We start from the raw sequence: 22743 nt of genomic DNA, 5'->3' as shown, positions 1-22743 counted from the left end.
CCGGGGCCGCCCGCGGGGTGTGCAATAAAATTTCAGGCTCAGAAACCGTAGGCCGTGCGGGGGAAGGGCAGCACGTCGCGGATGTTCTGCACGCCGGTGAGGTACATCAGCAGCCGCTCGAAGCCCACGCCAAAGCCTGCGTGCTCCACGCCGCCGAACTTGCGCAGGTCGAGATACCAGTCGTAGGCGGCTTTGTCCAGGCCCAGCCCGTCCATCCGGGCGGCCAGCTTCTCGTAGCTCTCCTCGCGCTGGCTGCCGCCGATCAGCTCGCCGATGCCGGGCACCAGCATATCTGCGGCGGCCACAGTCTTGCCGTCGGGGTTCTGCTTCATATAGAAGCTCTTGATCTCCTTGGGGTAGTCGGTGACGAAGACCGGTTTCTTGTAGACCACCTCGGTCAGGTAGCGCTCGTGCTCGGTCTGGATGTCCACGCCCCACTCCACGGGGTACTGGAACTTCTTGTTGTTCTTCTTGAGGATCTCCACCGCCTCGGTGTAGCTGACCCGGCCGAAGTCGCTGTTTGCCACCAGCTCCAGACGCTCGATCAGGCCCTTGTCGATGAACTTGTTGAAGAAGTCCATCTCATCGGGGCAGTTGTCCAGCACATAGCGGATGACATACTTGGTCATGGCCTCGGCCACGTCCATATAGCCGGCCAGATCGCAGAAAGCCATTTCGGGCTCGATCATCCAGAACTCGGCGGCGTGCCGGGTGGTGAAGCTCTTCTCCGCCCGGAAAGTGGGGCCGAAGGTGTACACCTTGCCGAACGCCATGGCCATGGCCTCGGCCTCCAGCTGGCCGGAAACGGTCAGGTTGACCGGCTTGCCGAAGAAGTCCTGGCTGTAATCGGCCTTGCCCTCCTCGGTCTTGGGCAGGTTGTCCAGATCCAGGGTGGTGACCCGGAACATCTCGCCGGCGCCCTCACAGTCGGAGGCGGTCAGCAGGGGGGAATGGGCGTAGACAAAGCCGTTCTCCTGGAAGAAGCGGTGGATGGCGTAGGCCGCCACGCTCCGCACCCGGAACACGGCGTTGAAGGTGTTGGTGCGGGGGCGCAGGGTGGGCATGGTGCGCAGATACTCCATGCTCATCTTCTTTTTCTGCAGGGGGTACTCCTCGGCGGGGCAGTCGCCCAGGATCTCGATGGAGTCGGCGTTGACCTCAAAGGGCTGCTTGGCCTCGGGGGTCAGGATCAGACGGCCGGTGACCTTCAGGCTGCTGTACAGGCCGGTATGGGCGACTTCCTCGTAGTTCGAGAGTTTTGCGGCCTCAAAGACCACTTGCAGGGTCTTGAAGCAGCCGCCGTCCGACAGGGCGATGAAGCCGATGTTCTTGCTGTCCCGGATGTTCTTGGCCCAGCCGCAGACGGTGACAACGGTGCCGTCGGCGGGGGTGTCCTTGTAAAGGGCTGCGATCTCGGTGCGTTCCATGGATAAAACCTCCAATAAAAAGTAAAAAGACAGCTTTTTCCCTGAAATTTCAGGGCGAACAAGCTGTCTTGTAATGTCCGCGGTGCCACCTGAATTACCGGCCGGGCCGGTCACTTACGCGCTCGCAAAAGCGCTGCCCCTCTAACGCTGGGCCTGCGGCGCGCCTACTGGCGGCGGAGTGATGAAACCCGCCGTGGTTCAGCTTGCAGCTCCCGGGTGTTCTTCCCGCGCGGCACGCACCGGCTCTCAGCTCTGCCGGCTCTCTGTGGCGTGTGGAGGCGCGCTACTTTTCCCGATCTTTGCTTTTGGGTATCTCAAAAAATAGCACATGGACGGGCTTTTGTCAAGCCGCGCCGGTCAAAAGGGCGGCAAGGGCGTTGGCGGCCAGCTGCCCGGCGTAAAGGGCCTCGTTCAGGTTGTTGCCGTGGCCCCCGATCTCGATCAGCAGGCTGCCGGTGGTCAGGTCCTGGTTATAGAACCGATAGCTGAAGAGCACCGGCCGGGTGAATCCGGGGTACATCCCCTCCATGGCGGACTCCCAGGCGGCGGCAAACCGGAGGTTCTGCCGCCAGTTGGGCAACTTTACGGTGGAGCCATTGTCGCAGCCGCAGATCAGCATGACCTGGGCGGCTTTCCGCCCGTCCACCGTCACCACCGGGGCCATCCGGGTGCCGTCCGACTCGATGGCGTCCCGGTGGACGTCCAGCACGATCTTGATGCTGGGGTACTGGGCCAGATACTGCTGCACTACCGCCCGGCTATTGTCGTAGCTGCCGGTGTAGCTGGGGTAGTCGTTCAGAGTCTCATCGTGGAGGGTGTTGATTCCCGCCGCGTTGAGGGTGTCGGTGATGACCCGCCCCACCGCACACATATTGTAGGCGGTGTCGGTGTTCCGGGAGGTGTCGGCGGGATCGTACCAGAGACCCTCCGACATCCGGTAGCTCTCGGTGGCGTGGGTGTGCATTACCAAAACCTGGGGCTCGGCGCTGTTCAGCTCGATGTTGAAGGGCAGCGGGTTCTGGATCTCGCTGGCCACATCGGCGGCGGAAATGCTGGTGTTGTTTTTAATGGTCCCCGCCTTGCAGGGGATATACTTGTCCCCTGTGCCCTGGCCGTAGTTTGTTTCCCGGACGGCCCCGGCCCCCGCGGGGCGGGCGTCCTCCCCCAAAAGGGCGACCAGATACTGGGCGATGTCCGGGATGCCCCCCGCCGCCTGAACGAGAGAAGAGGCCGCCGACGAGGCCGGCGCTGCTTCGCTGGCGGGGGCCGGGGTGCTCTGGGCGGCCTGCTCCATCTGGCTGTACCCCAGAGCCAGGGCGGTCTGGGCGGCGGGCAAGGGCCCCACCAGCGCCCCCGCCAGGGCCAGGGCGGTGCCCCGGGCCCCCAGCACCAGGGCCAGCATCAGCCCGGCGGCCACCAGAGCCGCAGGCCATGTCCCGCTCCCCTCGGTGTAGATTGATTCAAATTTCCGTGGCTTTTCCCGCATCCGCTGCACCTCCTGCACTTCTGCCCGGGCCTGGGGCCTCTTTAGCAGATGTATGCGCGGGGGCGGGGGGTTATGCCTCTCAGTCTGCCAGCCAACAGAGCTGGGCCAGGCTCAGCCGGGGCTGAAGAGCCCGGTTGATGGCCGCCCCCAGCAGGGCAGCCCCGTGGGCGATGACGGCGTCCAGGTCCCGGGGGGTGACCACCAGGGCCCGGCTTTCGGTGGATTCCATCAGGGTGGGGATGCCCGCCGCGATTACCGGCAGGCCCAGCCGGGCCGCGTCCAGGTGGCGGGCGTTGTCGGGTTGGGCGGGCACAAGACCGGTGTCCGACAGCTGGATGGTCCGGCCCAGCCGCTCGGGCTCGGCCGAACAGAGGCTGTCCACGCAGACCAGAGCCGCCGGGCGGACGGTGGCCACCAGGGCGGCGGCCAGCTGCTGGAGGCTCATGCCGGTGGCGGCGGCCACCCCCGGGGCCACCGCCGCCACCGGGCGGATCCCTTTCAGGGGGAGCTTGTGGGCCGGGCCCATGGTTACCAGGACTTTCTGGGCGGTGCGGGGGCCCAGGGCGTCGGCGGTGACCCGGCGGTTGCCCACCCCCAGCACCAGCACCGGGCCCTCGGGGGGCAGCAGGGCCCGCAGCTCGGTGGCAGTCATCTCGATGACGGCGCTGTCCCGCTCGTCCAGCACGCTGACGTTGGGTACTTCCAGGGTGACATACCTCCCCCGGGGCCGGGGCAGCCCGTCCCGGGCGATCTCGACCCGGGTCACCGTCACCCCGCCCCGCCGCATGGTGGCCAGCCGCACCCCCGAGAGTTCTTCGGGGGCGGTGTCGGCGCCGAATAATTCGTCGGCCATATCGGTATAACGCATGGTTTTTTCTCCTTTTGCCTGCTTTCTCTGCCCTAAGTCTGGGAAAAAGAAAAAATTTCTAAACAAAATTCAAAAAAAGCTTGCGCTGGTTCGGCAAATATGGTATCATAAGATGCGCTGTTATAGGTAGCCAAGGAGGTGGAACGAATGCCTAACATTAAATCTCAGAAGGACCGCGTCGTGCAGGCTGCATCCGAGCAGGCTCACAACAAGGCCATTAAGACCAACCTGAAAACAGTCGTCAAGAAGGCAAACGCTGCCATCGATGCTAAAGCCGCTGACAAGGACGCAACCGTCCTGGCTGCTGTTTCCGCGATCGACAAGGCTCGCGCTAAGGGTGTGCTGAAGAAGAACACCGCTTCTCGCAAGATCAGCCGTCTGGCCAAGCGTGCCAACAAGACCGCTTGATCCCGAGTACTGATATCTGACGAACAAAGCCCCTGCGCCCGGTTTCGGGTGCAGGGGCTTTTGTCTGTTCGCCGGCGGGGTCAAACACATTCCGCCGTGCAGAGGTCCGCCAGCCGGAGAGGGCAGGGCTCGGGCGGCTCCAGCAGGGTTTCAGGGGGCAGAGGCAGGGGCGGCGGCAGCCAGAGCCAGCCCAGCCCCAGTGCGGTGAGGAGGGCCGCCGCCAGCCCCAGGGCCCCCAGCGGGGGCGCCGCCGGGATGCCGATCCATGTACCAGCCAGGCCCAGGGCGGCCCAGAAGGCGGCTTTCTGCCAGAAGGCAGCCGCCAGCGCCGCCGCGCCCAGCTTCAAAAGGGTGTGCTCAAGATCCATGGGGAAAAGCCTCCTTTCGTCCAGGGGTTGCTGGCCTTATCCTACCAGCCCCCGGGCGCGAAAGAGGGCGCAGCCCGTCGCCTATGGCGATGAAGCGTGAAAAATTCAGTTCTGGTCGTGGCTTTTGCCCAGCAGGGCGGCGATGGCGCCGCAGACCAGACTGGCGGTGATGCCCGCTGCGCCCGCCGTCAGCCCGCCGGTCAGGCAGCCCAAAAGCCCCTGCTCCGCCACGGCTTTCTGGACCCCCTGGGCCATCAGGTGCCCGAAGCCCAGCAGGGGGACGCTGGCCCCGCTGCCCGCGAACTCCACCAAAGGCCCGTAAAAACCGATGGCCGAGAGGATTACCCCGGCGATGACGTAACCGGTGAGGATGCGGGCGGGGGTCAGGCTGGTCAGGTCGATCAGCAGCTGCCCCACTGCACAGAGGGCGCCCCCCACCAGGAATGCCCATAGATAGATCATCATGGCTTTTTCTCCTCCGCGCCTTCCCCCGGGGCCCGCAGCTCCACCAGGTGGGCCACCGCGGGGATGCTCTCTTTCTGTAAAAAGGTGGTCTGGCTCATGAGGGCCCCGGTGGCGATGAACACCACCCGCCGCATCTTGTGCCCTTCCAACTGGGGCAGGATGTGGCTGCACAGTACCCCGGCGCAGCAGCCCGGCCCCGAGCCGCCGCTGCGGACGGTTTTCTCCTGGCCCTTGTAGAGCAGGCAGCCGCAGTCGGCGTGATTGGTGAGCAGCAGTCCCTCGGCGGCCAGCAGCTCGGCCAGCAGCTGGCTGCCCACCTGGCCCAGATCTCCGGTAAAGATGCAGTCCAGCTCGTCGGGGGCGGTGCCGGTGTCCCGCAGATAGTGCAGCAGGGTGGAAGCCGCTGCCGGGGCCATGGCTGCCCCCATGTTGGTAATGTCCTTGATCTGGTAGTCCACCACCCGCCCGAAGGTCACCGCCCGGACGCCCACCCCCTTGCCGGTGGGGCGGAGCAGGCAGCAGCCCGCCGCCGTGGCGGTCCACTGGGCGGTGGGGGTGCGGACTGCGCCATAGCTCAAGGGGGTGCGGAACTGCCGTTCCGCTGCGCAGAAGTGGCTGGATGCCATGGCCAGCACCCCGTCGGCCAGCCCGGCGCTGGTGAGGCAGGCCCCCAGCCCCAGGGCCTCGGCCATGGTGCTGCACGCCCCGAACACCCCTGCAAAGGGGATGTCCAACCCCCGCATGGCATAGCCTGAGCCGGTGCACTGGGCCTGCAAATCCCCTGCCAGGGCCAGGCTCACCTGTTTTTCGGTGGTGCCGGCTTTTTTCAGGCAGAGCCGGGCGGTGCGGAGGGCCAGCTCGGTCTCAGCGGCCTCCCAGCTTTTCTGGCCGAAAAAATTGTCGGAGTAAAGCTCGTCGAAGCCCCCGGCCAGGGGGCTCAGGCTCTCCTTTTTGCCGCCGATGGCGGCCCGGGCCGCGATCACCGGCGGCTGTGCAAACAGCAGGGTATCCCCGCAGCGTGTGGCCATGGCGCCCGCCTCCTTTTGACAAATTTGTAAAAATTCAAAACATTCCACTTCATCCGTTGGCACACCCCCGCAGATGTGCTATACTGTCAGAGTGTGCCCGACGGATTTTTGCAATATTTTCGCCCGCTGGAGCGTATACTGAATACACTCTGGTTTTAACCTGCCATCCCCAGCAGGGCGTAGATCAGACCATAGACCACCGAGGCCAATGTGCCGTAGACAATCACCGGCCCCGCGATGGTAAACATCTTGGCACCGGTACCGGGCACTCGGCCCTCGGTTTTGAACTCGATGGCCGAGCTGACCACTCCATTGGCAAAGCCGGTGATGGGCACCAGCGACCCCGCCCCGCCCCAGATGGCCAGCCTTTGGTAGAGGCCCAGGGTGGTCAAAATCGCCGAAAGGGCGATCAGGGTGCAGCTGGTGAGAGTCCCGGCCAGCTGGGTGTCCGCCCCCATGGCCAGATACCGCTGGCGGAGGATCTCCCCCAGCAGGCAGATGGCTCCCCCTACCCCAAAAGCCCAGGCGCAGTCCCGGAACAACGAGGAGGGCGGCCCCACCCGTCTGACCCGCTGGGCGTATTCCTCTGGTGTCATTTTCATGCTGTGATCGCCTCCGGGGCTAGTCTGCCCGGCCGGACGGCGGATTATCCATCCTTTCAACCATTATTGCCAGAAAGAAGGTTTTTTCTTATGCAGCAACCATCCCCGCAATACCACCGCCACCGGCATCTGACCCGGGCCGAGATCCGGCGCCGCCGGACTCGCCGCGCCGTCCGGCGGGTGGGAGTCATCACGGCCCTGCTGATGGTTCTGGCTCTCGGGGTGGGGTTTGTCTCGGGACGGATGGGGCTTCCCGCCGCCTCGGCCGACAGCTCCCCCGCCGGTTCCCTGGCCAGTTCCTCGGCGGTGACCACGCCAGGGGCTTCCTCGGCGGCAAACGGCGGATCTTCGGCTCCGGCCGCCAGTGAGCCTGCCGCCTCTTCCACCCCCTCGGCGGAGTCAATCCTCCTGGGGGGCATGACCCCGGAGGAAGCCGCTGAGATGCTGGCCGATCCCCTCATGGTGCTGGTCAATCACCACACCCAGATGCCGGAGGATTACACCTTCGACACCAAGGAGTGCGGCTCGGCCACCGCCATCAACAAGACCCTTCAGACCGAAGCGGCGGACGCCTTTTTGGCGATGCAGGCCGCCGCAGCCGCCGATGGGGTGACGGTCTGGATGCAGAGCGGCTACCGCAGCGTCAGCTACCAGACCACCCTCTACAACAACAAGACCCAGCAGTATCTCGACCAGGGCTACGACGAAGCCACGGCCCGGGAGCTGGCCGCTGGCATCGTCAACCCTCCGGGATACTCCGAGCACAACTGCGGCCTGGCCGCCGACCTGAACAGCCCCGAGTTCACCGCTCTGGAGGAAGGGTTTGAGAATACCGCCGCCTTCGCCTGGCTGACCGAGCACGCCGAGGAGTACGGCTTTATCCTCCGCTACCCCAAGGGCGAAGAGGCCGAGGCGGTCACCGAGATCACCTACGAGCCCTGGCACTGGCGGTATGTGGGCCCCGAGAATGCGGCCCGGATCAACGCCAGCGGCCTGTACTTCGAGCAGTATATCGAAACGCTGCAAAAGCTGGCGGCCCAGGGGGCTTGAGCCGGGTGTGAAAATTTTGACCCGGATTGAATTTCCTGGCCCGATATGATACACTAAACACGATCCGCTTTTGCCTGGCTGACCGGGCCCGGGCGGGTTTCAACAGATTTTTCGGAATGACCAGAAGAAGGTATTTCTTATGATGAAACGCAACATTTTCCTGTCCCTCACTGCCGCTGTGCTGGCCATGGCCTGCCTGTTCGGCTGCTCCTCCGGCTCGGAGGAGTCTTCCTCTTCGGCTTCGGCAGACGCTTCTTCCAAGGCAGCTTCTTCGGCGGCTTCCTCCGCGGTGGAGGCTTCGGCCGGCGAGAATGGCGTCCGGGACCTGGACGCCATCTTCGAGAGCCTGAAGAGCTCTAACCCCATCTCGAACCCCTTTGAGATCGCTGCCATGAACATCGAGTATGACTTTATGCTCAAGGCCGAGGACGTGGTCCAGTACAAGGGCGTCAAGAGCAACGACAACGGCGACGCCGGCCTGGTGCTGGTGATCGAGCCCGCCGAGGGCAAGGCCGAGGCCATCTGCGAGGCGCTGGAGACCTATAAGCAGGACCAGGTAGCTTTCTATGGCAACTACGCCGAGTTTGCACAGGCTCAGACCAACGTTCAGAACGCGGTGATCTCGGGCCGGGACGATGTGGTGATCATGGTCATCGCCTCCAACGAGTGCACGGCCGATCTGGGCGACGCGGTAAACGCTGCCCTGGCCGGCTGAGCGAACTGCTCCCCTTAAAACACCCAAAGCCGGTGCCTTCTGCGGCATCGGCTTTTCTTGAATCGGAACAACCCGCAAAAGGAGGCCTCAGCCCTTGATTTTCAGCTCGATTATCTTCCTGCTTCATTTCCTGCCGGTGACCCTGGCGCTCTACTATCTGGCGCCGCCCCGGCTCAAAAACACCGTTTTGTTCCTGTGCAGCCTTTTGTTCTACTGCTGGGGCGAGGTCCGGTTTTTCCCGGTGATGCTGGCGCTGATCCTCATCAACTACCTCTGCGGGCTGGGGATGGGGCGGTTTGACCAGAACAAGACCGCCCGGCGGGTGCTGCTGGTGGTGGCCCTGGTGGGCAGCCTTGGAATGCTGTTCTACTTTAAGTACGCAAACTTTGTCCTGGAGAGCATCAATGCCCTGCTGGGGACAAGCTTTGCCCCCATCCAGGGGATTAGCGTGCTGCCTCTGGGCATCAGCTTTTACACCTTCCAGACCCTGTCCTACTCCATCGACGTCTACCGGCGGGAAGTGGACACCGAGCACAACATCATCGACTTCGGCGCCTATGTGGTCATGTTCCCCCAGCTGATCGCCGGCCCCATCGTCAAGTACCGGGATGTCTCGGCCCAGCTCCACGTCTACAAAAACCGCTATAACCTGGCCCAGATCGAGGAGGGCGTGACCCTTTTCATCTTTGGCCTGGCCAAAAAGGTCCTGCTGGCAGACGCCATCGGCGCTCTCTGGACCGATCTGATCGGGGTGGCCGACGACCCCGCCGTTACCTTTGTGGGGCTGGCCAACGCCTCCACCCCCCTGGTCTGGCTGGGAATTTTGGCTTATTCTTTCCAGCTCTATTTTGACTTCTCGGGCTACTCCATGATGGCCATCGGCATGGGCAAGATGCTGGGCTTTGATTTCCCCCAGAACTTCAACTTTCCCTATATTTCCCGCTCCATCACCGAGTTCTGGCGCCGCTGGCACATGACCCTTTCGGGCTGGTTCCGGGAGTATGTCTATATCCCTCTGGGCGGCAACCGCAAGGGCCTCAAGCGCCAGATCCTGAACCTGTTTATTGTGGAGCTGCTCACCGGCATCTGGCACGGCGCCAACTGGAACTTTATCTGCTGGGGCCTGTATTATTTCGTACTGCTGGCGGTGGAAAAACTCTTCCTCCTCAAACACCTGGAAAAGGGCCGGGTCTGGCCCCACATTTACACCCTCTTTCTGGTGGTGGTGGGCTGGGCCATGTTCGTGGGCAACGACCCCGGCGTAGAGTTCGGCCTTCTGTTCCAGAAACTCTTTATCCCCTCGGGCGGTGTGTCGCCGGTCTACTTCCTGCGGAACTACGGCGTGCTGCTGGTGGTGTCGGTGCTCTGCTGCACCCCCCTGGTGGCCAAGCTCTGGGATTGGCTGCGCCGCCGCACCTGGACAAGGCTGGCCACAGTGGGCCTTTTGCTGGTGGTCACCACCGCCTATGTGGTGGGCAACACCAACAGCCCCTTCCTCTACTTTAACTTCTAAGGAGGTGTTTGCCCGATGATGGAACACGACAAGCACGCCGCCCAAGGCTCCTTTGGGGCCCGGCTCCGGGCGCTGGGGCGTTACCCGGTGCTGGTCTTCTGCACCCTGTTTTTTGTGGTAATCTTTGCTTTGAACCTGGCCACTCCCGACCGGGCCCGGAGTGAGCTGGAAAACAAGACCCTCACCCAGCGGCCCACCCTCTCGCTGGAAAACTTCTCGGCCCAGACCCTGAACAGCTTTTTTACCAGCTATACCCAGTACGTCAAGGATCAGGTGGTGGGCCGGGATACCTGGATCAGCCTTCAGAGCCTGGTGGAGACCACTCTGTTCCAGAAAACACAGAGCGGCGGGATTCTGTTGGGGGACGAAAAAATGATGTTCCCCCGCACCTTCTCTCTGCTTTCCAGCGAGACTCGTACCCTGCCCCGGAACATTGCGGCCCTGGAATCCCTGGCCGCCCGCTACCCGGGCAAGGTGAATGTGATGCTGGCTCCCTCGGCCGCCGCCATCTATCCGGAGAATCTGCCGGCCGGGGCCCCGGTGCTGGATGAGGCCGCCTATCTGGCCCAGGTGCAGCAGGCAGTGGAGGCAGACGGCGGGCGGTTTGTGGACCTGCAGCCGGTACTCTCTGACCACAAGGACGAATATATTTACTACCGCACCGACCACCATTGGACTACACTGGGCGCCTATTACGCATACAATGAGCTGTGCGAGCTGCTGGGCCTGACCCCCTTCGACCGGTCTGCCCACACCGCTGTGGAGGTGGAGAACTTCTACGGCACCCATTATTCCAAGGCACGCACCTGGAATGCCCAGCCCGACACCATCACCTATTACGAGCTGCCCAACACCCTTACCATCTATACCGTCACCGGCCCCCAGATGCCCGAAACCGGCACCCAGAGCGGTCTGTACGACCTGGAAAAGTTCGACACCTACGACAAGTACGCGGCTTTCCTCTGGGGCAACAACGGTCTGAGTCGGATCGAAGGGGACGGCGAGGGCAGAATCCTGGTGCTCAAGGACAGCTATGCCAACAGCTTTGTGCCCTATCTGACGGCCAATTACGCCCAGATCGACGTGGTGGATTTCCGCAACTACAACTATGGTCTGGATGCCCTCATTGAGCAAAATGGCTACGATCAGATCCTGGTATTGTATAGCTTCGATAGTTTCAAGGCGGACCCTTACCTCTACCGTGCGGGGATCGAGGGCTGAGCTGGTTCCAGCCGGGCGCTTTCACAAAGTTTTAATATATTTGAACAGTTTTTTGGATTGTTTTTTGATTTCACTTGAGAAAGCGCACAAAATATGGTAAAATGAATTTACCAATAAGCAGGCTGAAATCAGAAGCCAGTGTTATTGAGTCAATCAGAGAATACCTGTAAAGGAGAACATACGTTATGGAAAACAATCTTCATCTGCCCGCAGGTTACGCTCCTCTGACCGAGGACGAGATGACCTACACCCAGGGCGGCGGCGCGGTCGATGCTCTGGGCACCGTTGCAACCATCGTTGGCGTGTGCGTGATGGGCGCAAGCTACATCTGGGGCATTGGCCAGACCAAGCAGTGGCTGAAAGAGAATGGCACCGGCAACATCTTTACCGTTCTGGGCAAGGGCACCGATGCCCTCCTGGCAGATATGAGCAAATCGTTCAGCAACGCTGCCCGTGACGCTGTGGCTGCGGTGTCGGTGGTGGCTCTCTGGCCGGTGAGCCTGGTTCTGCTGATGCTGAACTGATCCCCATTTTCACAAGGTTATAAATAATGCGCCTGGGCGGACCGTCCGCCATTCGGGTATGCATTGTAAAGGATAGCTTTATCAATTTATAGAAAAGGAGCATTACTATGGAAATGACTATGCGGCTGCCTGCCAATTACAACGTTATGTCGGCGGACGAGATGACCTATACCTGCGGCGGCGACGCGACGTCGGCTGCATCGGTTTTAAAGACCGTTTTTGATGTTGTGGCCACCGGTGTGGTCATCCTGAACTGGGCGGATCTTCTGATTGAAGCCCGCAGCTGGCTCACCGCCAATAAGACCGGAGACATCGTAGAAGATGCCCAGAAGGGCGTAGAGGCCTGGGTTGAGTATACCACCTCTTCCATTTGGAATGGTGTTCGCAGCATCTCTGCTACGCTGATCTCCTTCATGGGCAATATTCCTCTCGCTAGCAGCGGTGCGGTGATCCCCTATGGCCCGGTTGTGACCGCGCTTGCTCTGCTGACCGCTTAAATCTTCTGGATACCCCAAAGGGCTTATTGGGCGGCGGCTCTCCCTTTGGGGGGAGCCGCCGCCCTTATTCTTTGGCCCGGTTGGTACCGCAGAGGCAGAATGACTTCTGCGGATAAAAATAATAAAAAAGAGGAGTGTTACTATGGAGATGACAATGCGGCTGCCTGCGAACTACAATGTGATGTGCGCAGACGAAATGACCTATACCGAAGGCGGCGCTACGGCGATCGAAGCTCTTTGCGCGTGGGTTATCCCCTTCTATGGCTGGTTCCAGGGTACCATGGCAATTCGCTCTTACCGCAAGGCCAATCCCAAGACCTGGCTGGAGACCGGTCTGGATGCATTCAGCCAGGATATGAACAAGGGCACCATGAACCTGCTGTATGATCTGGGCTGTGCAGCACAGTTTATCTCTGTCTGCGCAACGGGCGTGGGCCTGATCCCGACGGCTTTGTTGGTACTGCTCTAAATCTCAGCGGAGGTTTCACTCAAAAACGACAGGGCGGCGGCTCTCCCCTCGGGGCGGGCCGCCGCCTTTTGATTGACGAAAAAGGCCCCCGGGCAGCGTATGAAACGCTGTCCGGGGGCTTTTTATCAGAGATCAGTTGCGGAACATATCTTTCAGCTTTTTGAAGAAGCCTTTCCGCTTTTCGTAGTTGTCGTCCTTCAGGGTGCCCTCAAACTTCTTCAGGGCATCCCGCTGGGTCTTGTTCAGCTTCTTGGGGATTTCCACCTCGCACTTGACGTACATGTCGCCCCGGCCCCGGCCGTTCAGGTACTGGATGCCCTTGCCCCGCAGGCGGAAGGTGGTGCCGCTCTGGGTGCCCTCGGGCACGGTGTACTCTACTTTGCCGTCGATGGTGGGGACGGTGACGTTGTCGCCCAGCACCGCCTGGCTGAAGGTGATGGGCACCGTCACCCAGACGTCGTAGCCGTCCCGCTGGAACAGATCGTCCGGCCGGACGGTGACCATCACGATCACATCGCCCGCGGGGCCGCCGTTGGCGCCGGCATCGCCCATGCCCCGCAGAGCGAAGCTCTGGTCGTCGTCAATGCCCATGGGGATGTTGACCTCCAGGGTCTTTTTGGTGGCCACCTTGCCGCTGCCGTGGCAGCTCTTGCAGGGGTTCTTGACCAGCTTGCCCTTGCCGCCGCAGCGGGTGCAGGGCTGCTGGCTCTGCATTACGCCAAAGGGGGTGCGCTGCTGGCGGATGGTGTAGCCGCGGCCGCCGCAATCGGGGCAGGTCTCAGGGCTGGTGCCCGGCGCAGCGCCGGTGCCGTTGCACTCGGTGCACTGCTGCTGCCGGGTGATGGTGATGTTCTTCTTGCAGCCGTGAACTGCCTCGTCAAAGCTCAGGGTGATCCGCACCCGGATGTCCTGGCCCTTGCGGGGGGCGTTGGGGTTGGAGCGGGCGCTGCCGCCGCCAAAGCCGCCAAAGCCGCCGCCAAAGATATCCCCGAAGATATCCCCCAGGTCTACCCCGCCAAAGCCGCCGCCGAAGCCGCCGCCCTGGCCTGCGCCGTAGTTGGGGTCTACCCCGGCGAAGCCGTACTGATCGTACCGCTGGCGCTTTTCGGGATCCGAGAGCACCTCGTGGGCCTCGTTGATCTCCTTGAATTTCTCCTCGGCTTCCTTGTCGCCGGGGTTATAGTCCGGGTGGTACTTCATGGCCAGCTTGCGGTATGCTTTCTTGATCTCCGCTTCGGTGGCCGTCTTGGAAACACCCAGCACTTCGTAGTAGTCGCGTTTTTCCTGTGCCATATCCACTCACCTCTATGAAACCCTGAAACCAGCAAATGCCGCCCCGGAAAACCGGAGCGGCTTTTGCATGATCTGCGGTACGCCCGCCGGTTTGGCCGGGCGGCCGCATCTTGTTAAACCTTAGACTTCCTTGAAATCAGCGTCCACAACGCCGTCATCGGGCTTGTTCTGGGCGCCGGTACCCGGCTGTGCGTCCTGTGCGCCGGCCTGCTGCTGGGCAGCGGCGGCAGCCTGGTACATCTTCTCGAAGACGTGGCTCAGAGCTTCCTGCTTGGCCTTGATGTCGTCGATGGTGCCGGACTGGACAGCGGTCTTCAGCTCGGCCAGCTTGCTCTCGGCCTCGCTCTTGACGTCGGCGGGCAGCTTGTCGCCGTTCTCCTTCAGCATCTTCTCGGTCTGGAAGACCATCTGGTCGGCGCCGTTGCGGATGTCCACTTCCTCGCGCTTCTTCTTGTCGTCAGCAGCAAACTGCTCAGCTTCCTTGACAGCCTTGTCGATGTCCTCCTTGGACATATTGGTGGAAGCAGTGATGGTGATGTTCTGCTCCTTGCCGGTGCCCAGGTCCTTGGCGCTGACCTTCACGATGCCGTTGGCGTCGATGTCGAAGGTGACCTCAATCTGGGGCACACCACGGGGAGCCGGAGCGATGCCATCCAGGTGGAAGACACCCAGGCTCTTGTTGTCCCGAGCGAACTCGCGCTCGCCCTGCAGGACGTTGACCTCGACCGAGGGCTGGTTGTCAGCTGCGGTGGAGAAGACCTGGCTCTTGTGGGTGGGGATGGTGGTGTTCCGCTCGATGATCTTGGTGCAGACGCCGCCCAGGGTCTCAATGCCCAGGCTCAGCGGGGTGACGTCCAGCAGCAGCAGGCCCTTGACGTCGCCCTGGAGCACGCCGCCCTGGATGGCAGCGCCCACGGCCACGCACTCGTCGGGGTTGATGCCCTTGAAGGGCTCGCAGTTCAGCTCTTTCTTAACGGCGTCGTAGACAGCGGGGATACGGGTGGAACCACCGACCATCAGAACCTTCTTCAGGTCAGAAGCGCGCAGGCCGGCGTCGGCCAGAGCCTTGCGGACGGGGGTCATGGTGCGGTCCACCAGATCCGCGGTCAGCTCGTTGAACTTGGCGCGGGTCAGGGTCATATCCAGGTGCTTGGGGCCGGTGGCGTCGGCGGTGATGAAGGGCAGGTTGATCTGGCTGCTCATAGCGCTGGACAGCTCGATCTTGGCCTTCTCAGCAGCCTCCTTCAGGCGCTGTGCAGCCATCTTGTCCTTCCGCAGGTCGATGCCGTTCTCGGCCTGGAATGCGTCGGCCATCCAGTTGATGATCCGCTCGTCGAAGTCGTCGCCGCCCAGGTGGGTGTCGCCGTTGGTGGCCAGAACTTCGGTGACGCCGTCGCCCATCTCAATGATGGAGACATCGAAGGTGCCGCCGCCCAGGTCGTAGACCATGATCTTCTGGTCCTCTTCCTTATCCACGCCGTAGGCCAGAGAAGCGGCGGTGGGCTCGTTGATGATACGCTTGACGTTCAGGCCGGCGATGGTGCCTGCGTCCTTGGTGGCCTGACGCTGGCTGTCGTTGAAGTATGCGGGAACGGTGATGACGGCCTCGGTGACCGGCTCGCCCAGATATGCCTCGGCGTCTGCCTTCAGCTTCTGGAGGATCATAGCGCTGATCTGCTGGGGGGTGTACTCCTTGCCGCCCAGGGTGACCTTCTCGTTGGTGCCCATCTTACGCTTGATGGATGCCACGGTGTTGTCGGGGTTGGTGATGGCCTGACGCTTTGCCACCTGGCCGACCAGACGGTCGCCGGTCTTGGTGAAGCCCACCACAGACGGGGTGGTACGTGCGCCTTCGGCGTTGGCGATAACGACGGGCTCGCCGCCCTCAATGACAGCCACACAGCTGTTGGTAGTACCAAGGTCGATACCAATAATCTTGCTCATAGTAGAAGCTCCTCTCTCAAGCTCTGAAATAATTCTATTCGATTGAAACGTACTTTCTTATTGTTACGGGGAAATCTATTTTTTACTCCCGCCGGGCGGGAGGTTCGGCAGACTATTCTGCGACGACCACCGTCGCGTGGCGGATGATCTTGTCCCCCAGCTTGTAGCCCTTCTGGAAGACGGTCACCACGGTGCCGCTTTCCTGGCCTTCTTCGGCAGGGACCTGCTGGACTGCATTCATGAAGTTGGGGTCAAAGGGTTTGCCCAGGGCCTCGATCTCTTCGATCCGCAGCGCCTGGAAAGCTTTGGCCGCTTTGTCCAGGGTCATGGTCACGCCCTTTTTGTAGTTCTCGTCGGTGCAGGGGGCGTTGGCGGCCATGTCCAGGGTGTCCAGAATGGGGATAATCTGGTTTACCGCATAGGAGATGCCGTCGTTGAACTTCTGATCGGCCTCCCGGGTGGAGCGCTTGCGGTAGTTGTCGTACTCGGCAGCCACCCGCAGCAGCTGGTCTTTGGCCTGCTGGGCGGTCTTTTCGGCGGCCTCCAGCTGAGCCTTGGCGGCTTCCAGCTCACGGTTCTTTTTGCTGAACCAGCCGTCCTTTTTCTTGGGGTCCTCTTTGGCGGAGCCGTTGGGCTCAGTTTCGGGGGTTTCCGGCTGCTGGTCCGCCGGCTGTTCCGCCGCAGGCTGTGCCGTGGTTTCCGGCTCAGTCTCGGGGGTCTTTTTGGTTTCTTCGCTCATTCCAGCTCCTCCTTATAGATTACGGTCTGCCGGGGTACGGCAGCCTGGGGTGATTCTTTTCGTTTGCCGGCCATCCCTTCGCCCAGCTCGTCGGCGAAGGCCTGAAGCAGGGGCATCAGTTTGGTGAAGGGCATCCGGGTGGGGCCGATCAGGGCCAGAGAGCCCCACAGGCCGCCGCCTACAAGATACCGGCAGCTGACGATGCACAGCCCCGGAACCTGGGGGCTCAGATCCTCGCCCAGCAGGACGTTGATCTGTTCGCCCGGGGGGCAGATCAGCCGAGCGGCCGTCTCCTCGTCGTTGAGGGCGGCCAGAACCGTCTGGACCTTGCCCTCCAGCTGAGGCCAGTTCAGCAGGAAGTGCTCGCCCCCCAGGTAAACCCGGGGCTTGGTGGATTCCTGCAAGATGGCGGCTGCGGCGGCCACCACCGGCACCAGCTCGGGGCCGATCTGGGCGCAGAGCTCACTGAGCATCCGCTGGGTCAGATCCGCCGGGGATACAAAGGTCAATGTGCGGTTGAGCAGGGCGGCCAGAGCTGCGGCGTTCTCCCGTGAGAGGCCGCTGCGGACCCGGGCGACCCGGGTGCGGACGTAGCCCGCGCTGGTAACGGCCAGCACTGCGGCGGCGCTCCGGCCCACCTGCACCACCTCAAAATGGGCGATGCAGAGGTCTTCGGCGCAGGGGGTGCTGACGGCGGCGGTGTAGCCGCTCATCTGGGCCAGCGCCCGAACGGCGCCCTGGGCCAGTTTGTCGGGCTCGTGGTCCAGGCTGGCGAAGACGCTGTCCACCCGGGATCGGGTGACCCGGTCCAGAGGCGGGGTGTCCGTCATCAGGTGGTCCAGATAGTACCGATAACCTTTGGCGCTGGGGACACGGCCCGCGCTGGTGTGGGGCTGCTCCAGCAGACCCAGCTTGGTCAGCGCCGCCATCTCGTTGCGCAGCGTCGCGCTGGAAACTGCCATATCAAAGTAGTTCGCCAGCACGCTGCTGCCCACGGGCTCGCCCTCGAGGCCATACAACGCCACGATCGCCTGTAAGACGCGCTGTTTGCGTTCATCCATCGCCATGGTGCTGTGCCTCCTTGTGTTTTGTCTTTGTTTTATTTAGCACTCTTTATCTCTGAGTGCTAAGACTATTATATCCAATTCTGCGGCCCTGTCAAGCCCCTGACAAAAAAGTTTTAAAAGATTCATAATTCTGTCATATTCGCCCTCCAAAGCCGAAAAAACGCGGCGTACCGCAGGGTACGCCGCGCCAAAGGGGCACCCCTCGCCCGGGGCGGGCGGGTTACTCCTCCATCTGTTTTGCCAAAAAGGCTGCCGCCACCGACACCGCCTTCTGCTGGGCGGCGTCGGGTTTCTCGGTACGGTCCTCGGTCAAAAGACCCACGGCCCCCGCCACGTCGCCCGCCACCACGATGGGCCAGGCACAGAGCAGGGCCCGCTGAGCCCCCTCGCAGGGGAGCACTGCCTGTTCGGGGCTGCCCTCGTTCAGGTAGGGCTTGCGGGTCTCCATCAGCTTTTCCAGGGGCTGGCTGACGCTGCGGTCGGCCAGCTCCCGCTTGCCCGCCCCGCTGGCCGCCAGAATGTGGTCCCGGTCGCAGACAAAGGCCGTCAGGGCGAAACTCTTGTTCAGCACGTCCGCGTACTGGACGGCCACGCCGTGCAGCTCCCCGATGGGAGAATACTTTTTAAAGATCACTTCTCCGTCGCCGGTGGTGAAGATCTCCAGCGGGTCTCCCCGGCGGATTCTCTGGGTCCGACGGATCTCCTTGGGGATCACCACCCGCCCCAGCTCATCGATGCGGCGCACAATGCCGGTTGCCTTCATATCGAATATTCCTCACTTTCCTTCAGTTGGGCGCGGGGCGGGTCTGCCGCCCGAAACGCTGCTCTGCGTTCCTAGTATCTGTAAGAAACAGGGAAATATTCACTCTGTTTTTCTTCCGGGGGCCTGGCGCACCTTATTATAATAGAGAAAAGAGAAAACCCCGGCAGCGCACAAATGCACTGCCGGGGCGGGTGAGTTTATTGGTAAGTAACCACCCGGTCCTCCGGGCAGATGCGGGTATTGCCGTCGGGGATGATGGTCTGACTGCCCCGCAGGACCATGGCGATCAGCATATGGGCGGGCAGCTGGAGCTCCGCCACTCGCTTGCCGCACCAGGGGTGGTCTTTTTCCACCTGGACTTCTTCCAGCTTTTCGTCGGTGTCGGGGGTGTAGCCGGAGGCGATCCAGACCACGGTGTCCCCGGGCTGGATCTCGGTGTCTCCCCGGGTGACGATGTTCTCGCCGCCCCGCTTGATCATCAGCGCCAGGGAACCGTTGGGCATCTGGAGCTCCCGGATTTTTCGGTGGGCCCAGGCGTGCCCCTCAAAGACCTGCTCCTGCATCAGGGCAAAGTTGGAGTTCTCCTCGTAGTCGTTGAAGGTCTTGCGGACATCCACCGTGTCGTCCACCATGTCCAGCCGCCGGGCCACCCAGGGCAGCAGGGTGCCCTGAATCGCCACCGAGAAGACCGAGACGGTAAAGACAATGTGGAACAGCTCCTGCTGCATCCCGGCTCCGCCGGCGGCCACCGCCATAATGGCGAACACCGAGGAGGATGCGCCCCGCAGGCCCGCCCAAGCCACCAGCAGACACTGCTTCACCGAGCATTTCAGGGGGAGCAGAAGGGCGAAGACCGCCACAGGGCGGGCTACCAGGGTGATGCAGAGGACCACCACAATGGCCGGGCCCAGGATGGCGGGCATCTGCCGGGGGAAGGTCAGCAGCCCCAGCAGGAAGAAGATCAGGATCTGGGCCAGGCTGGTGAGCCCGTCGAAGAAGGGGATCAGGTTTCGCTTGTTGGGGATGTTCCGGTTGCCGGTGAGGATGCCCATGAGATAGACGCTGAGATAGGCATTGCCCCCCAGCAGGCTGGAAGCCGCATAGCAGAAGAGGACCGCCGCCACCAGAAAGACGGTGTCCATCTCATCGGAGATCAGGCGGGTTTTGGTCATCAGCCAGACGGCTGCCAGGGCAAAGACTGCGCCCACCGCCAGGCCGAAAAAGACCTGGCTGAAAATCATCTTGAGGACAAAGCCCCCCTGCCCGGCCCCCAGGCCGGTGATGCCCACCAGGGTCATCAGGTAGGCGGTGGGGTCGTTGCTGCCGCTCTCCAGCTCCAGCAGAGAGGCGGTGCCGTCTTTCAGGTTCAGCTTGTGCTTGCGCAGGATGGCGAAGACGCTGGCCGCATCGGTGGAGCCCAGCACCGCGCCAATCAGAAAGCTTTCCGCCGGGGTGAATCCCAGCAGCAGATGGCAGAGCCCGGCGGTGATCAGGCCGGTGGCCGCCACGCCCACGGTGGAGAGAAGCACCGACTTGCCCGCCACGGGTTTGGCCAGCTTCCACTTGGTGTTGAAGCCGCCGTAGAACATGATGAAGATCAGGGCCGCCGAACAGACGTTTTCGGCCAGGGTGAAGTCGTCGAACTGGATCTTGAAAATTCCGTCGCTGCCGAACAGCATCCCGATGAACATAAAGAGGATCAGGGCCGGCATCCCGAACCGGTCCGAGGCTTTATCGGCGAAGATACAGCACAAAATAACAATCGAGACCAGCAGAATCATCTGGGTCATGGAACCCCTCCTTTAAGCGCGCCGGATGGGCGGCGCAGTGTTGTTTTTCTCTTCTACCATACCATGTTCCTCGGATAAAAACAAGGCACAGCCCTGGGGGCGGATTTGCTTTCAGGCGGTTGACGCGGTATAATGGCCTTAAAATCCCGAGGGATAACCCTGTAAAAACAGTACAATTTATAAAGGAGGCCTTTGTGATGACCAACGAAACCCTGCAAACCCTCAAGACCCGCCGCAGCTGCCGTGCCTACAAGCCCGAGCAGATCACCGACGCCGAACTGAACGCCGTTCTGGAAGCGGGCACCTATGCCCCCAGCGCCATGGGCCGCCAGAGCGCCAAGATCGTGGTGGTGCAGGACCCTGAGACCCGGGCCCAGCTCACCCGGATGAACGCCGCGGTCATGGGCCGGGAGGGCACCGACCCCATGTACGGCGCCCCCACCATTCTGGTGGTGCTGGCCGACAAGAACGCCCACTGCGGCGTCCAGGACGGCAGCCTGGTGATGGGCAACCTGATGCTGGCCGCTGCCAGCCTGGGGCTGGGCAGCTGCTGGATCAACCGGGCCGCCGAGGAGTTTGAGACCGAGGAGGGCAAAGCCCTGCTCCGTAAGTGGGGCATCGAGGGCGAGTGGATCGGGGTCGGCCACTGCATCCTAGGTTACCCGGCCGCCGAGCCCAAGGCTCCCGCCCCCCGGAAGCCCGACTACATCGTCCGGGTGTGATCCGGCCAAACGATCTGCCCCGGCCGCCGGAGCTGCCCGCCAAGGGCGAGGGGCTAACCCGACTGGAAGGCCCCGAGGGGGCGGCCCGGCTCTACACTCTGGCCTCCACCGAAGAATCCGGGGAGGGCCTTTACCTCCGGGGCGTCGATTTAACCGGCGAAGATCTGGACGGCCTGACCCTGGCCCGCTGCATCCTGGAGGACTGCCGCCTGACCAGCGCCGGGCTGCGGAAAGCCTCTTTCACCGACTGCCTGTTTCGCCGGTGCGAGCTGTCCGGGGCCCAGGGATATGAGTGCAGCCTGGTGCGCTGCCGATGGCAGGGGGTCAAGGCCCTGAGCTGCAACCTGGCGGGCAGTTACGCCCGGGACTGGACCCTGGAAGACTGCCGTCTCGAGGGCCTGCGGCTGGACGGGGCTGAGCTGGTGTGGGTCCGGCTGGGTTCCAGCCGCCTGGCGGGGGCCAACCTCTCGGGCATCCGCTGGAAAAATCTCTCCCTGGGGGAGGTGGACCTGTCCGAGGTTACCGTGGCCGGCACCAGTCTGCGGGGGCTGGATCTCCGCCGCTGCCGGCTGGAAGGCCTCACCGCCGGGGACAACCTGCGGGAACTGCGGGGGGCCATTGTGGACTCCTTCCAGGCCGCAGAACTGGCCCATCTGCTGGGGCTGGACATCCGATGATATCACCCAAAGGAAAGGAACGCTATGAAGCCTGATTACAAGCTGGTCGCCAAGGCCAAATACATTCACCTGACCGCCGAACTGGCGGACGAGCTGTGGCGGGAGTGCCGCAAACGCTGGTATAACCCCAAACAACTGGACACCCTGGTGGAAGCCCTCCAAAGCCCGGAGGCCATTGAGGAACAGATCGACGCCGGGGCCAACTATTTCATCATCCAGCTGGGGGGCAAGCCCATCGGCTATTTTGCCTGGAAGATGGAGAACACCGCCCTCTGTCTGATGGGGATCTACCTCAAGCCGGAGTACCGGGGCAAAGCCCTGGGCCAGGGGGTGCTGTCCTCCTGCGAGCGGCTGGCCCGGGCCGAGGGCAAGGGCCGGGTGTTCTGCGCGGTGCCCACCCGGTCTCTGCCGGTGATCCAGTTCTTTAAGGCCCAGGGCTACCGGCCGGTGGGCCCGGCGGATCAGACCGTGGAGGGAATCCTGCTGGAACAGACCGAGATGGAGCGGATTTTGCGCTGAGAAGTCTCAAATCCCTTGCTTTTTGAGCGGAAATGTAATACACTAAACAAATAAAGTGTAAGTTGAGACATGTGGTCTCAGAAAGCCGAAACAAAGGGGTAAAAGGTTATGGCAAAAGATCATCCCACCGGCAAATCCGGCCTGTATCAGGCCATCCTGCGGCTGGAGACGCCGGAGCAGTGCTACCGGTTTTTCCAGGACGTGTGCAGCTACGCAGAGCTGAGCGCCATGGAACAGCGGTTTGATATCGCCGAGATGCTGGCCGACAAGCGGATCTACACCGAGATCATGGAGCGCACCGGCGCTTCCAGCGCCATCATCAGCCGGGTCAACCGGGTGCTGAACAACGAGGGCAGTGTACTGCGCCAGATGCTGGACGAGGACAAGACAGAGCAGTAAGCTCTCTCCCGCACAAGAAAAAACCGCACCACACAAGCCAAAGTGAAGTGACCCCAAAAAGTTAGACAATATTTGAAAGCAAACATTGTTTAAGCAGCCGAAAGGGCTTGTTGTCTGTGAATAGCAGGCGGCAAGCCCTTTAGTTTTGTCTTAATTCTGCGGTTGTTGTAATACTCAAGATAATTCACA

General features: G+C 62.0%; 26 protein-coding genes and 1 other annotated feature. Of the genes, 12 read left to right on the top strand and 14 right to left on the bottom strand.

What is annotated here, in order from left to right:
• Positions 1-38: 38 nt before the first annotated feature.
• From asnS to gpr, 3 genes are all read right to left on the bottom strand, one after another.
• Complete coding sequence (gene asnS, locus JCM17207_RS05330) at positions 39-1427, bottom strand: asparagine--tRNA ligase (RefSeq protein ID WP_238316591.1); 1389 nt, start codon at positions 1425-1427, stop codon at positions 39-41.
• Positions 1428-1474: 47 nt separating this feature from the next.
• Positions 1475-1736: a binding site (T-box leader), on the bottom strand.
• 34 nt (positions 1737-1770) lie between these two features.
• Positions 1771-2913: a stage II sporulation protein P gene (gene spoIIP / locus JCM17207_RS05325; protein ID WP_238316590.1), complete on the bottom strand. Its 1143-nt coding sequence runs from the start codon at positions 2911-2913 to the stop codon at positions 1771-1773.
• A 79-nt stretch (positions 2914-2992) separates the two neighbouring features.
• Entirely contained in the window at positions 2993-3781 is a 789-nt protein-coding gene (gpr, locus tag JCM17207_RS05320) for a GPR endopeptidase (protein ID WP_238316589.1), read from the bottom strand.
• A gap of 147 nt (positions 3782-3928) precedes the next feature.
• Between gpr and rpsT the strand changes: the two genes are divergently transcribed.
• A complete protein-coding gene (rpsT, locus tag JCM17207_RS05315) occupies positions 3929-4189 on the top strand; it encodes a 30S ribosomal protein S20 (protein WP_238316588.1) in 261 nt (86 codons plus the stop codon).
• A gap of 80 nt (positions 4190-4269) precedes the next feature.
• Here rpsT and JCM17207_RS05310 read toward each other — a convergent pair whose 3' ends face one another.
• From JCM17207_RS05310 to JCM17207_RS05295, 4 genes are all read right to left on the bottom strand, one after another.
• A complete protein-coding gene (locus JCM17207_RS05310) occupies positions 4270-4557 on the bottom strand; it encodes a hypothetical protein (RefSeq protein WP_238316587.1) in 288 nt (95 codons plus the stop codon).
• Positions 4558-4662: 105 nt separating this feature from the next.
• On the bottom strand, positions 4663-5019 hold the full coding sequence (locus tag JCM17207_RS05305) for a SpoVA/SpoVAEb family sporulation membrane protein (RefSeq protein WP_238316602.1): 357 nt from the start codon (positions 5017-5019) through the stop codon (positions 4663-4665).
• Positions 5019-6050 (bottom strand): beta-ketoacyl-[acyl-carrier-protein] synthase family protein, encoded by a 1032-nt coding sequence (locus JCM17207_RS05300; protein ID WP_238316586.1) that lies wholly within the window; start codon positions 6048-6050, stop codon positions 5019-5021. Before JCM17207_RS05300 ends, JCM17207_RS05305 begins: the two co-directional genes overlap by 1 nt.
• A 155-nt stretch (positions 6051-6205) precedes the next feature.
• Positions 6206-6652, bottom strand: coding sequence for a SpoVA/SpoVAEb family sporulation membrane protein (locus tag JCM17207_RS05295; RefSeq protein WP_238316585.1), 447 nt, complete (start codon positions 6650-6652; stop codon positions 6206-6208).
• 90 nt (positions 6653-6742) lie between these two features.
• On the opposite strand from JCM17207_RS05295, the gene JCM17207_RS05290 reads away from it, so the two are divergent.
• The 7 genes from JCM17207_RS05290 (at position 6743) to JCM17207_RS05260 (ending at position 12641) form a co-directional block, all read left to right on the top strand.
• Entirely contained in the window at positions 6743-7702 is a 960-nt protein-coding gene (locus JCM17207_RS05290) for a M15 family metallopeptidase (protein WP_238316584.1), read from the top strand.
• A 139-nt stretch (positions 7703-7841) separates the two neighbouring features.
• The gene (locus JCM17207_RS05285) at positions 7842-8417 is read left to right on the top strand and encodes a DUF4358 domain-containing protein (RefSeq protein WP_238316583.1); all 576 of its coding nucleotides are present in this window, start codon (positions 7842-7844) and stop codon (positions 8415-8417) included.
• 94 nt (positions 8418-8511) lie between these two features.
• The gene (locus JCM17207_RS05280; RefSeq protein ID WP_238316582.1) at positions 8512-9930 is read left to right on the top strand and encodes an MBOAT family O-acyltransferase; all 1419 of its coding nucleotides are present in this window, start codon (positions 8512-8514) and stop codon (positions 9928-9930) included.
• A gap of 15 nt (positions 9931-9945) precedes the next feature.
• Positions 9946-11151, top strand: a complete 1206-nt coding sequence (locus tag JCM17207_RS05275) for a DHHW family protein (RefSeq protein ID WP_238316581.1) — start codon at positions 9946-9948, stop codon at positions 11149-11151.
• Between the two features lie 185 nt (positions 11152-11336).
• Positions 11337-11675 carry a hypothetical protein gene (locus JCM17207_RS05270; RefSeq protein WP_238316580.1) on the top strand — a complete coding sequence of 113 codons (339 nt, stop codon included), beginning with the start codon at positions 11337-11339 and terminating at the stop codon, positions 11673-11675.
• Positions 11676-11782: 107 nt separating this feature from the next.
• Positions 11783-12172: a hypothetical protein gene (locus JCM17207_RS05265; protein ID WP_238316579.1), complete on the top strand. Its 390-nt coding sequence runs from the start codon at positions 11783-11785 to the stop codon at positions 12170-12172.
• Positions 12173-12314: 142 nt separating this feature from the next.
• Positions 12315-12641: a hypothetical protein gene (locus JCM17207_RS05260; RefSeq protein WP_238316578.1), complete on the top strand. Its 327-nt coding sequence runs from the start codon at positions 12315-12317 to the stop codon at positions 12639-12641.
• A gap of 132 nt (positions 12642-12773) precedes the next feature.
• On the opposite strand, the gene dnaJ is transcribed toward JCM17207_RS05260, so the two are convergent.
• From dnaJ to JCM17207_RS05230, 6 genes are all read right to left on the bottom strand, one after another.
• Positions 12774-13934: a molecular chaperone DnaJ gene (dnaJ, locus tag JCM17207_RS05255; RefSeq protein ID WP_238316577.1), complete on the bottom strand. Its 1161-nt coding sequence runs from the start codon at positions 13932-13934 to the stop codon at positions 12774-12776.
• Between the two features lie 120 nt (positions 13935-14054).
• Positions 14055-15878: a molecular chaperone DnaK gene (gene dnaK, locus JCM17207_RS05250; protein WP_238316576.1), complete on the bottom strand. Its 1824-nt coding sequence runs from the start codon at positions 15876-15878 to the stop codon at positions 14055-14057.
• Between the two features lie 112 nt (positions 15879-15990).
• A complete protein-coding gene (locus tag JCM17207_RS05245; protein WP_238316575.1) occupies positions 15991-16617 on the bottom strand; it encodes a nucleotide exchange factor GrpE in 627 nt (208 codons plus the stop codon).
• Positions 16614-17684 (bottom strand): heat-inducible transcriptional repressor HrcA, encoded by a 1071-nt coding sequence (gene hrcA / locus JCM17207_RS05240; RefSeq protein WP_238316574.1) that lies wholly within the window; start codon positions 17682-17684, stop codon positions 16614-16616. Before hrcA ends, JCM17207_RS05245 begins: the two co-directional genes overlap by 4 nt.
• Positions 17685-17904: 220 nt before the next feature.
• A complete protein-coding gene (locus JCM17207_RS05235; RefSeq protein WP_238316573.1) occupies positions 17905-18447 on the bottom strand; it encodes a stage V sporulation T C-terminal domain-containing protein in 543 nt (180 codons plus the stop codon).
• A gap of 197 nt (positions 18448-18644) precedes the next feature.
• The gene (locus JCM17207_RS05230; protein ID WP_238316572.1) at positions 18645-20237 is read right to left on the bottom strand and encodes a potassium/proton antiporter; all 1593 of its coding nucleotides are present in this window, start codon (positions 20235-20237) and stop codon (positions 18645-18647) included.
• A gap of 197 nt (positions 20238-20434) precedes the next feature.
• Here JCM17207_RS05230 and JCM17207_RS05225 point away from each other — a divergent pair, with 197 nt between their 5' ends.
• The 4 genes from JCM17207_RS05225 (at position 20435) to JCM17207_RS05210 (ending at position 22554) form a co-directional block, all read left to right on the top strand.
• A complete protein-coding gene (locus JCM17207_RS05225; protein WP_238316571.1) occupies positions 20435-20959 on the top strand; it encodes a nitroreductase family protein in 525 nt (174 codons plus the stop codon).
• Positions 20956-21636, top strand: coding sequence for a pentapeptide repeat-containing protein (locus JCM17207_RS05220; RefSeq protein ID WP_238316570.1), 681 nt, complete (start codon positions 20956-20958; stop codon positions 21634-21636). Before JCM17207_RS05225 ends, JCM17207_RS05220 begins: the two co-directional genes overlap by 4 nt.
• A gap of 24 nt (positions 21637-21660) precedes the next feature.
• Positions 21661-22155, top strand: a complete 495-nt coding sequence (locus JCM17207_RS05215; protein WP_238316569.1) for a GNAT family N-acetyltransferase — start codon at positions 21661-21663, stop codon at positions 22153-22155.
• A gap of 108 nt (positions 22156-22263) precedes the next feature.
• Positions 22264-22554: a YerC/YecD family TrpR-related protein gene (locus JCM17207_RS05210; RefSeq protein WP_238316568.1), complete on the top strand. Its 291-nt coding sequence runs from the start codon at positions 22264-22266 to the stop codon at positions 22552-22554.
• Between the two features lie 89 nt (positions 22555-22643).
• Here JCM17207_RS05210 and JCM17207_RS05205 read toward each other — a convergent pair.
• Positions 22644-22743 (bottom strand): IS3 family transposase (locus tag JCM17207_RS05205; protein WP_238316351.1); only part of this gene is annotated, 100 nt, incomplete at its 5' end.

This window comes from Faecalibacterium gallinarum (assembly GCF_022180365.1).
Lineage (GTDB): Bacteria > Bacillota > Clostridia > Oscillospirales > Ruminococcaceae > Faecalibacterium > Faecalibacterium gallinarum.
This window is presented reverse-complemented; position numbering and strand designations above follow the sequence as displayed.

Bases quoted from the DNA above. Each gene is read 5' to 3' on its own strand.
- JCM17207_RS05210 (WP_238316568.1), top strand. From the start codon at position 22,264: ATGGCAAAAGATCATCCCACCGGCAAATCCGGCCTGTATCAGGCCATC.
- JCM17207_RS05310 (WP_238316587.1), bottom strand. From the start codon at position 4,557: ATGGATCTTGAGCACACCCTTTTGAAGCTGGGCGCGGCGGCGCTGGCG.
- spoIIP (WP_238316590.1), bottom strand. From the start codon at position 2,913: ATGCGGGAAAAGCCACGGAAATTTGAATCAATCTACACCGAGGGGAGC.
- JCM17207_RS05300 (WP_238316586.1), bottom strand. From the start codon at position 6,050: ATGGCCACACGCTGCGGGGATACCCTGCTGTTTGCACAGCCGCCGGTG.
- JCM17207_RS05305 (WP_238316602.1), bottom strand. From the start codon at position 5,019: ATGATCTATCTATGGGCATTCCTGGTGGGGGGCGCCCTCTGTGCAGTG.
- dnaJ (WP_238316577.1), bottom strand. From the start codon at position 13,934: ATGGCACAGGAAAAACGCGACTACTACGAAGTGCTGGGTGTTTCCAAG.
- rpsT (WP_238316588.1), top strand. From the start codon at position 3,929: ATGCCTAACATTAAATCTCAGAAGGACCGCGTCGTGCAGGCTGCATCC.
- JCM17207_RS05285 (WP_238316583.1), top strand. From the start codon at position 7,842: ATGATGAAACGCAACATTTTCCTGTCCCTCACTGCCGCTGTGCTGGCC.
- JCM17207_RS05245 (WP_238316575.1), bottom strand. From the start codon at position 16,617: ATGAGCGAAGAAACCAAAAAGACCCCCGAGACTGAGCCGGAAACCACG.
- JCM17207_RS05270 (WP_238316580.1), top strand. From the start codon at position 11,337: ATGGAAAACAATCTTCATCTGCCCGCAGGTTACGCTCCTCTGACCGAG.
- dnaK (WP_238316576.1), bottom strand. From the start codon at position 15,878: ATGAGCAAGATTATTGGTATCGACCTTGGTACTACCAACAGCTGTGTG.
- JCM17207_RS05265 (WP_238316579.1), top strand. From the start codon at position 11,783: ATGGAAATGACTATGCGGCTGCCTGCCAATTACAACGTTATGTCGGCG.
- JCM17207_RS05295 (WP_238316585.1), bottom strand. From the start codon at position 6,652: ATGAAAATGACACCAGAGGAATACGCCCAGCGGGTCAGACGGGTGGGG.
- hrcA (WP_238316574.1), bottom strand. From the start codon at position 17,684: ATGGCGATGGATGAACGCAAACAGCGCGTCTTACAGGCGATCGTGGCG.
- JCM17207_RS05275 (WP_238316581.1), top strand. From the start codon at position 9,946: ATGATGGAACACGACAAGCACGCCGCCCAAGGCTCCTTTGGGGCCCGG.
- asnS (WP_238316591.1), bottom strand. From the start codon at position 1,427: ATGGAACGCACCGAGATCGCAGCCCTTTACAAGGACACCCCCGCCGAC.
- JCM17207_RS05260 (WP_238316578.1), top strand. From the start codon at position 12,315: ATGGAGATGACAATGCGGCTGCCTGCGAACTACAATGTGATGTGCGCA.
- JCM17207_RS05235 (WP_238316573.1), bottom strand. From the start codon at position 18,447: ATGAAGGCAACCGGCATTGTGCGCCGCATCGATGAGCTGGGGCGGGTG.
- JCM17207_RS05290 (WP_238316584.1), top strand. From the start codon at position 6,743: ATGCAGCAACCATCCCCGCAATACCACCGCCACCGGCATCTGACCCGG.
- JCM17207_RS05230 (WP_238316572.1), bottom strand. From the start codon at position 20,237: ATGACCCAGATGATTCTGCTGGTCTCGATTGTTATTTTGTGCTGTATC.
- JCM17207_RS05215 (WP_238316569.1), top strand. From the start codon at position 21,661: ATGAAGCCTGATTACAAGCTGGTCGCCAAGGCCAAATACATTCACCTG.
- gpr (WP_238316589.1), bottom strand. From the start codon at position 3,781: ATGCGTTATACCGATATGGCCGACGAATTATTCGGCGCCGACACCGCC.
- JCM17207_RS05225 (WP_238316571.1), top strand. From the start codon at position 20,435: ATGACCAACGAAACCCTGCAAACCCTCAAGACCCGCCGCAGCTGCCGT.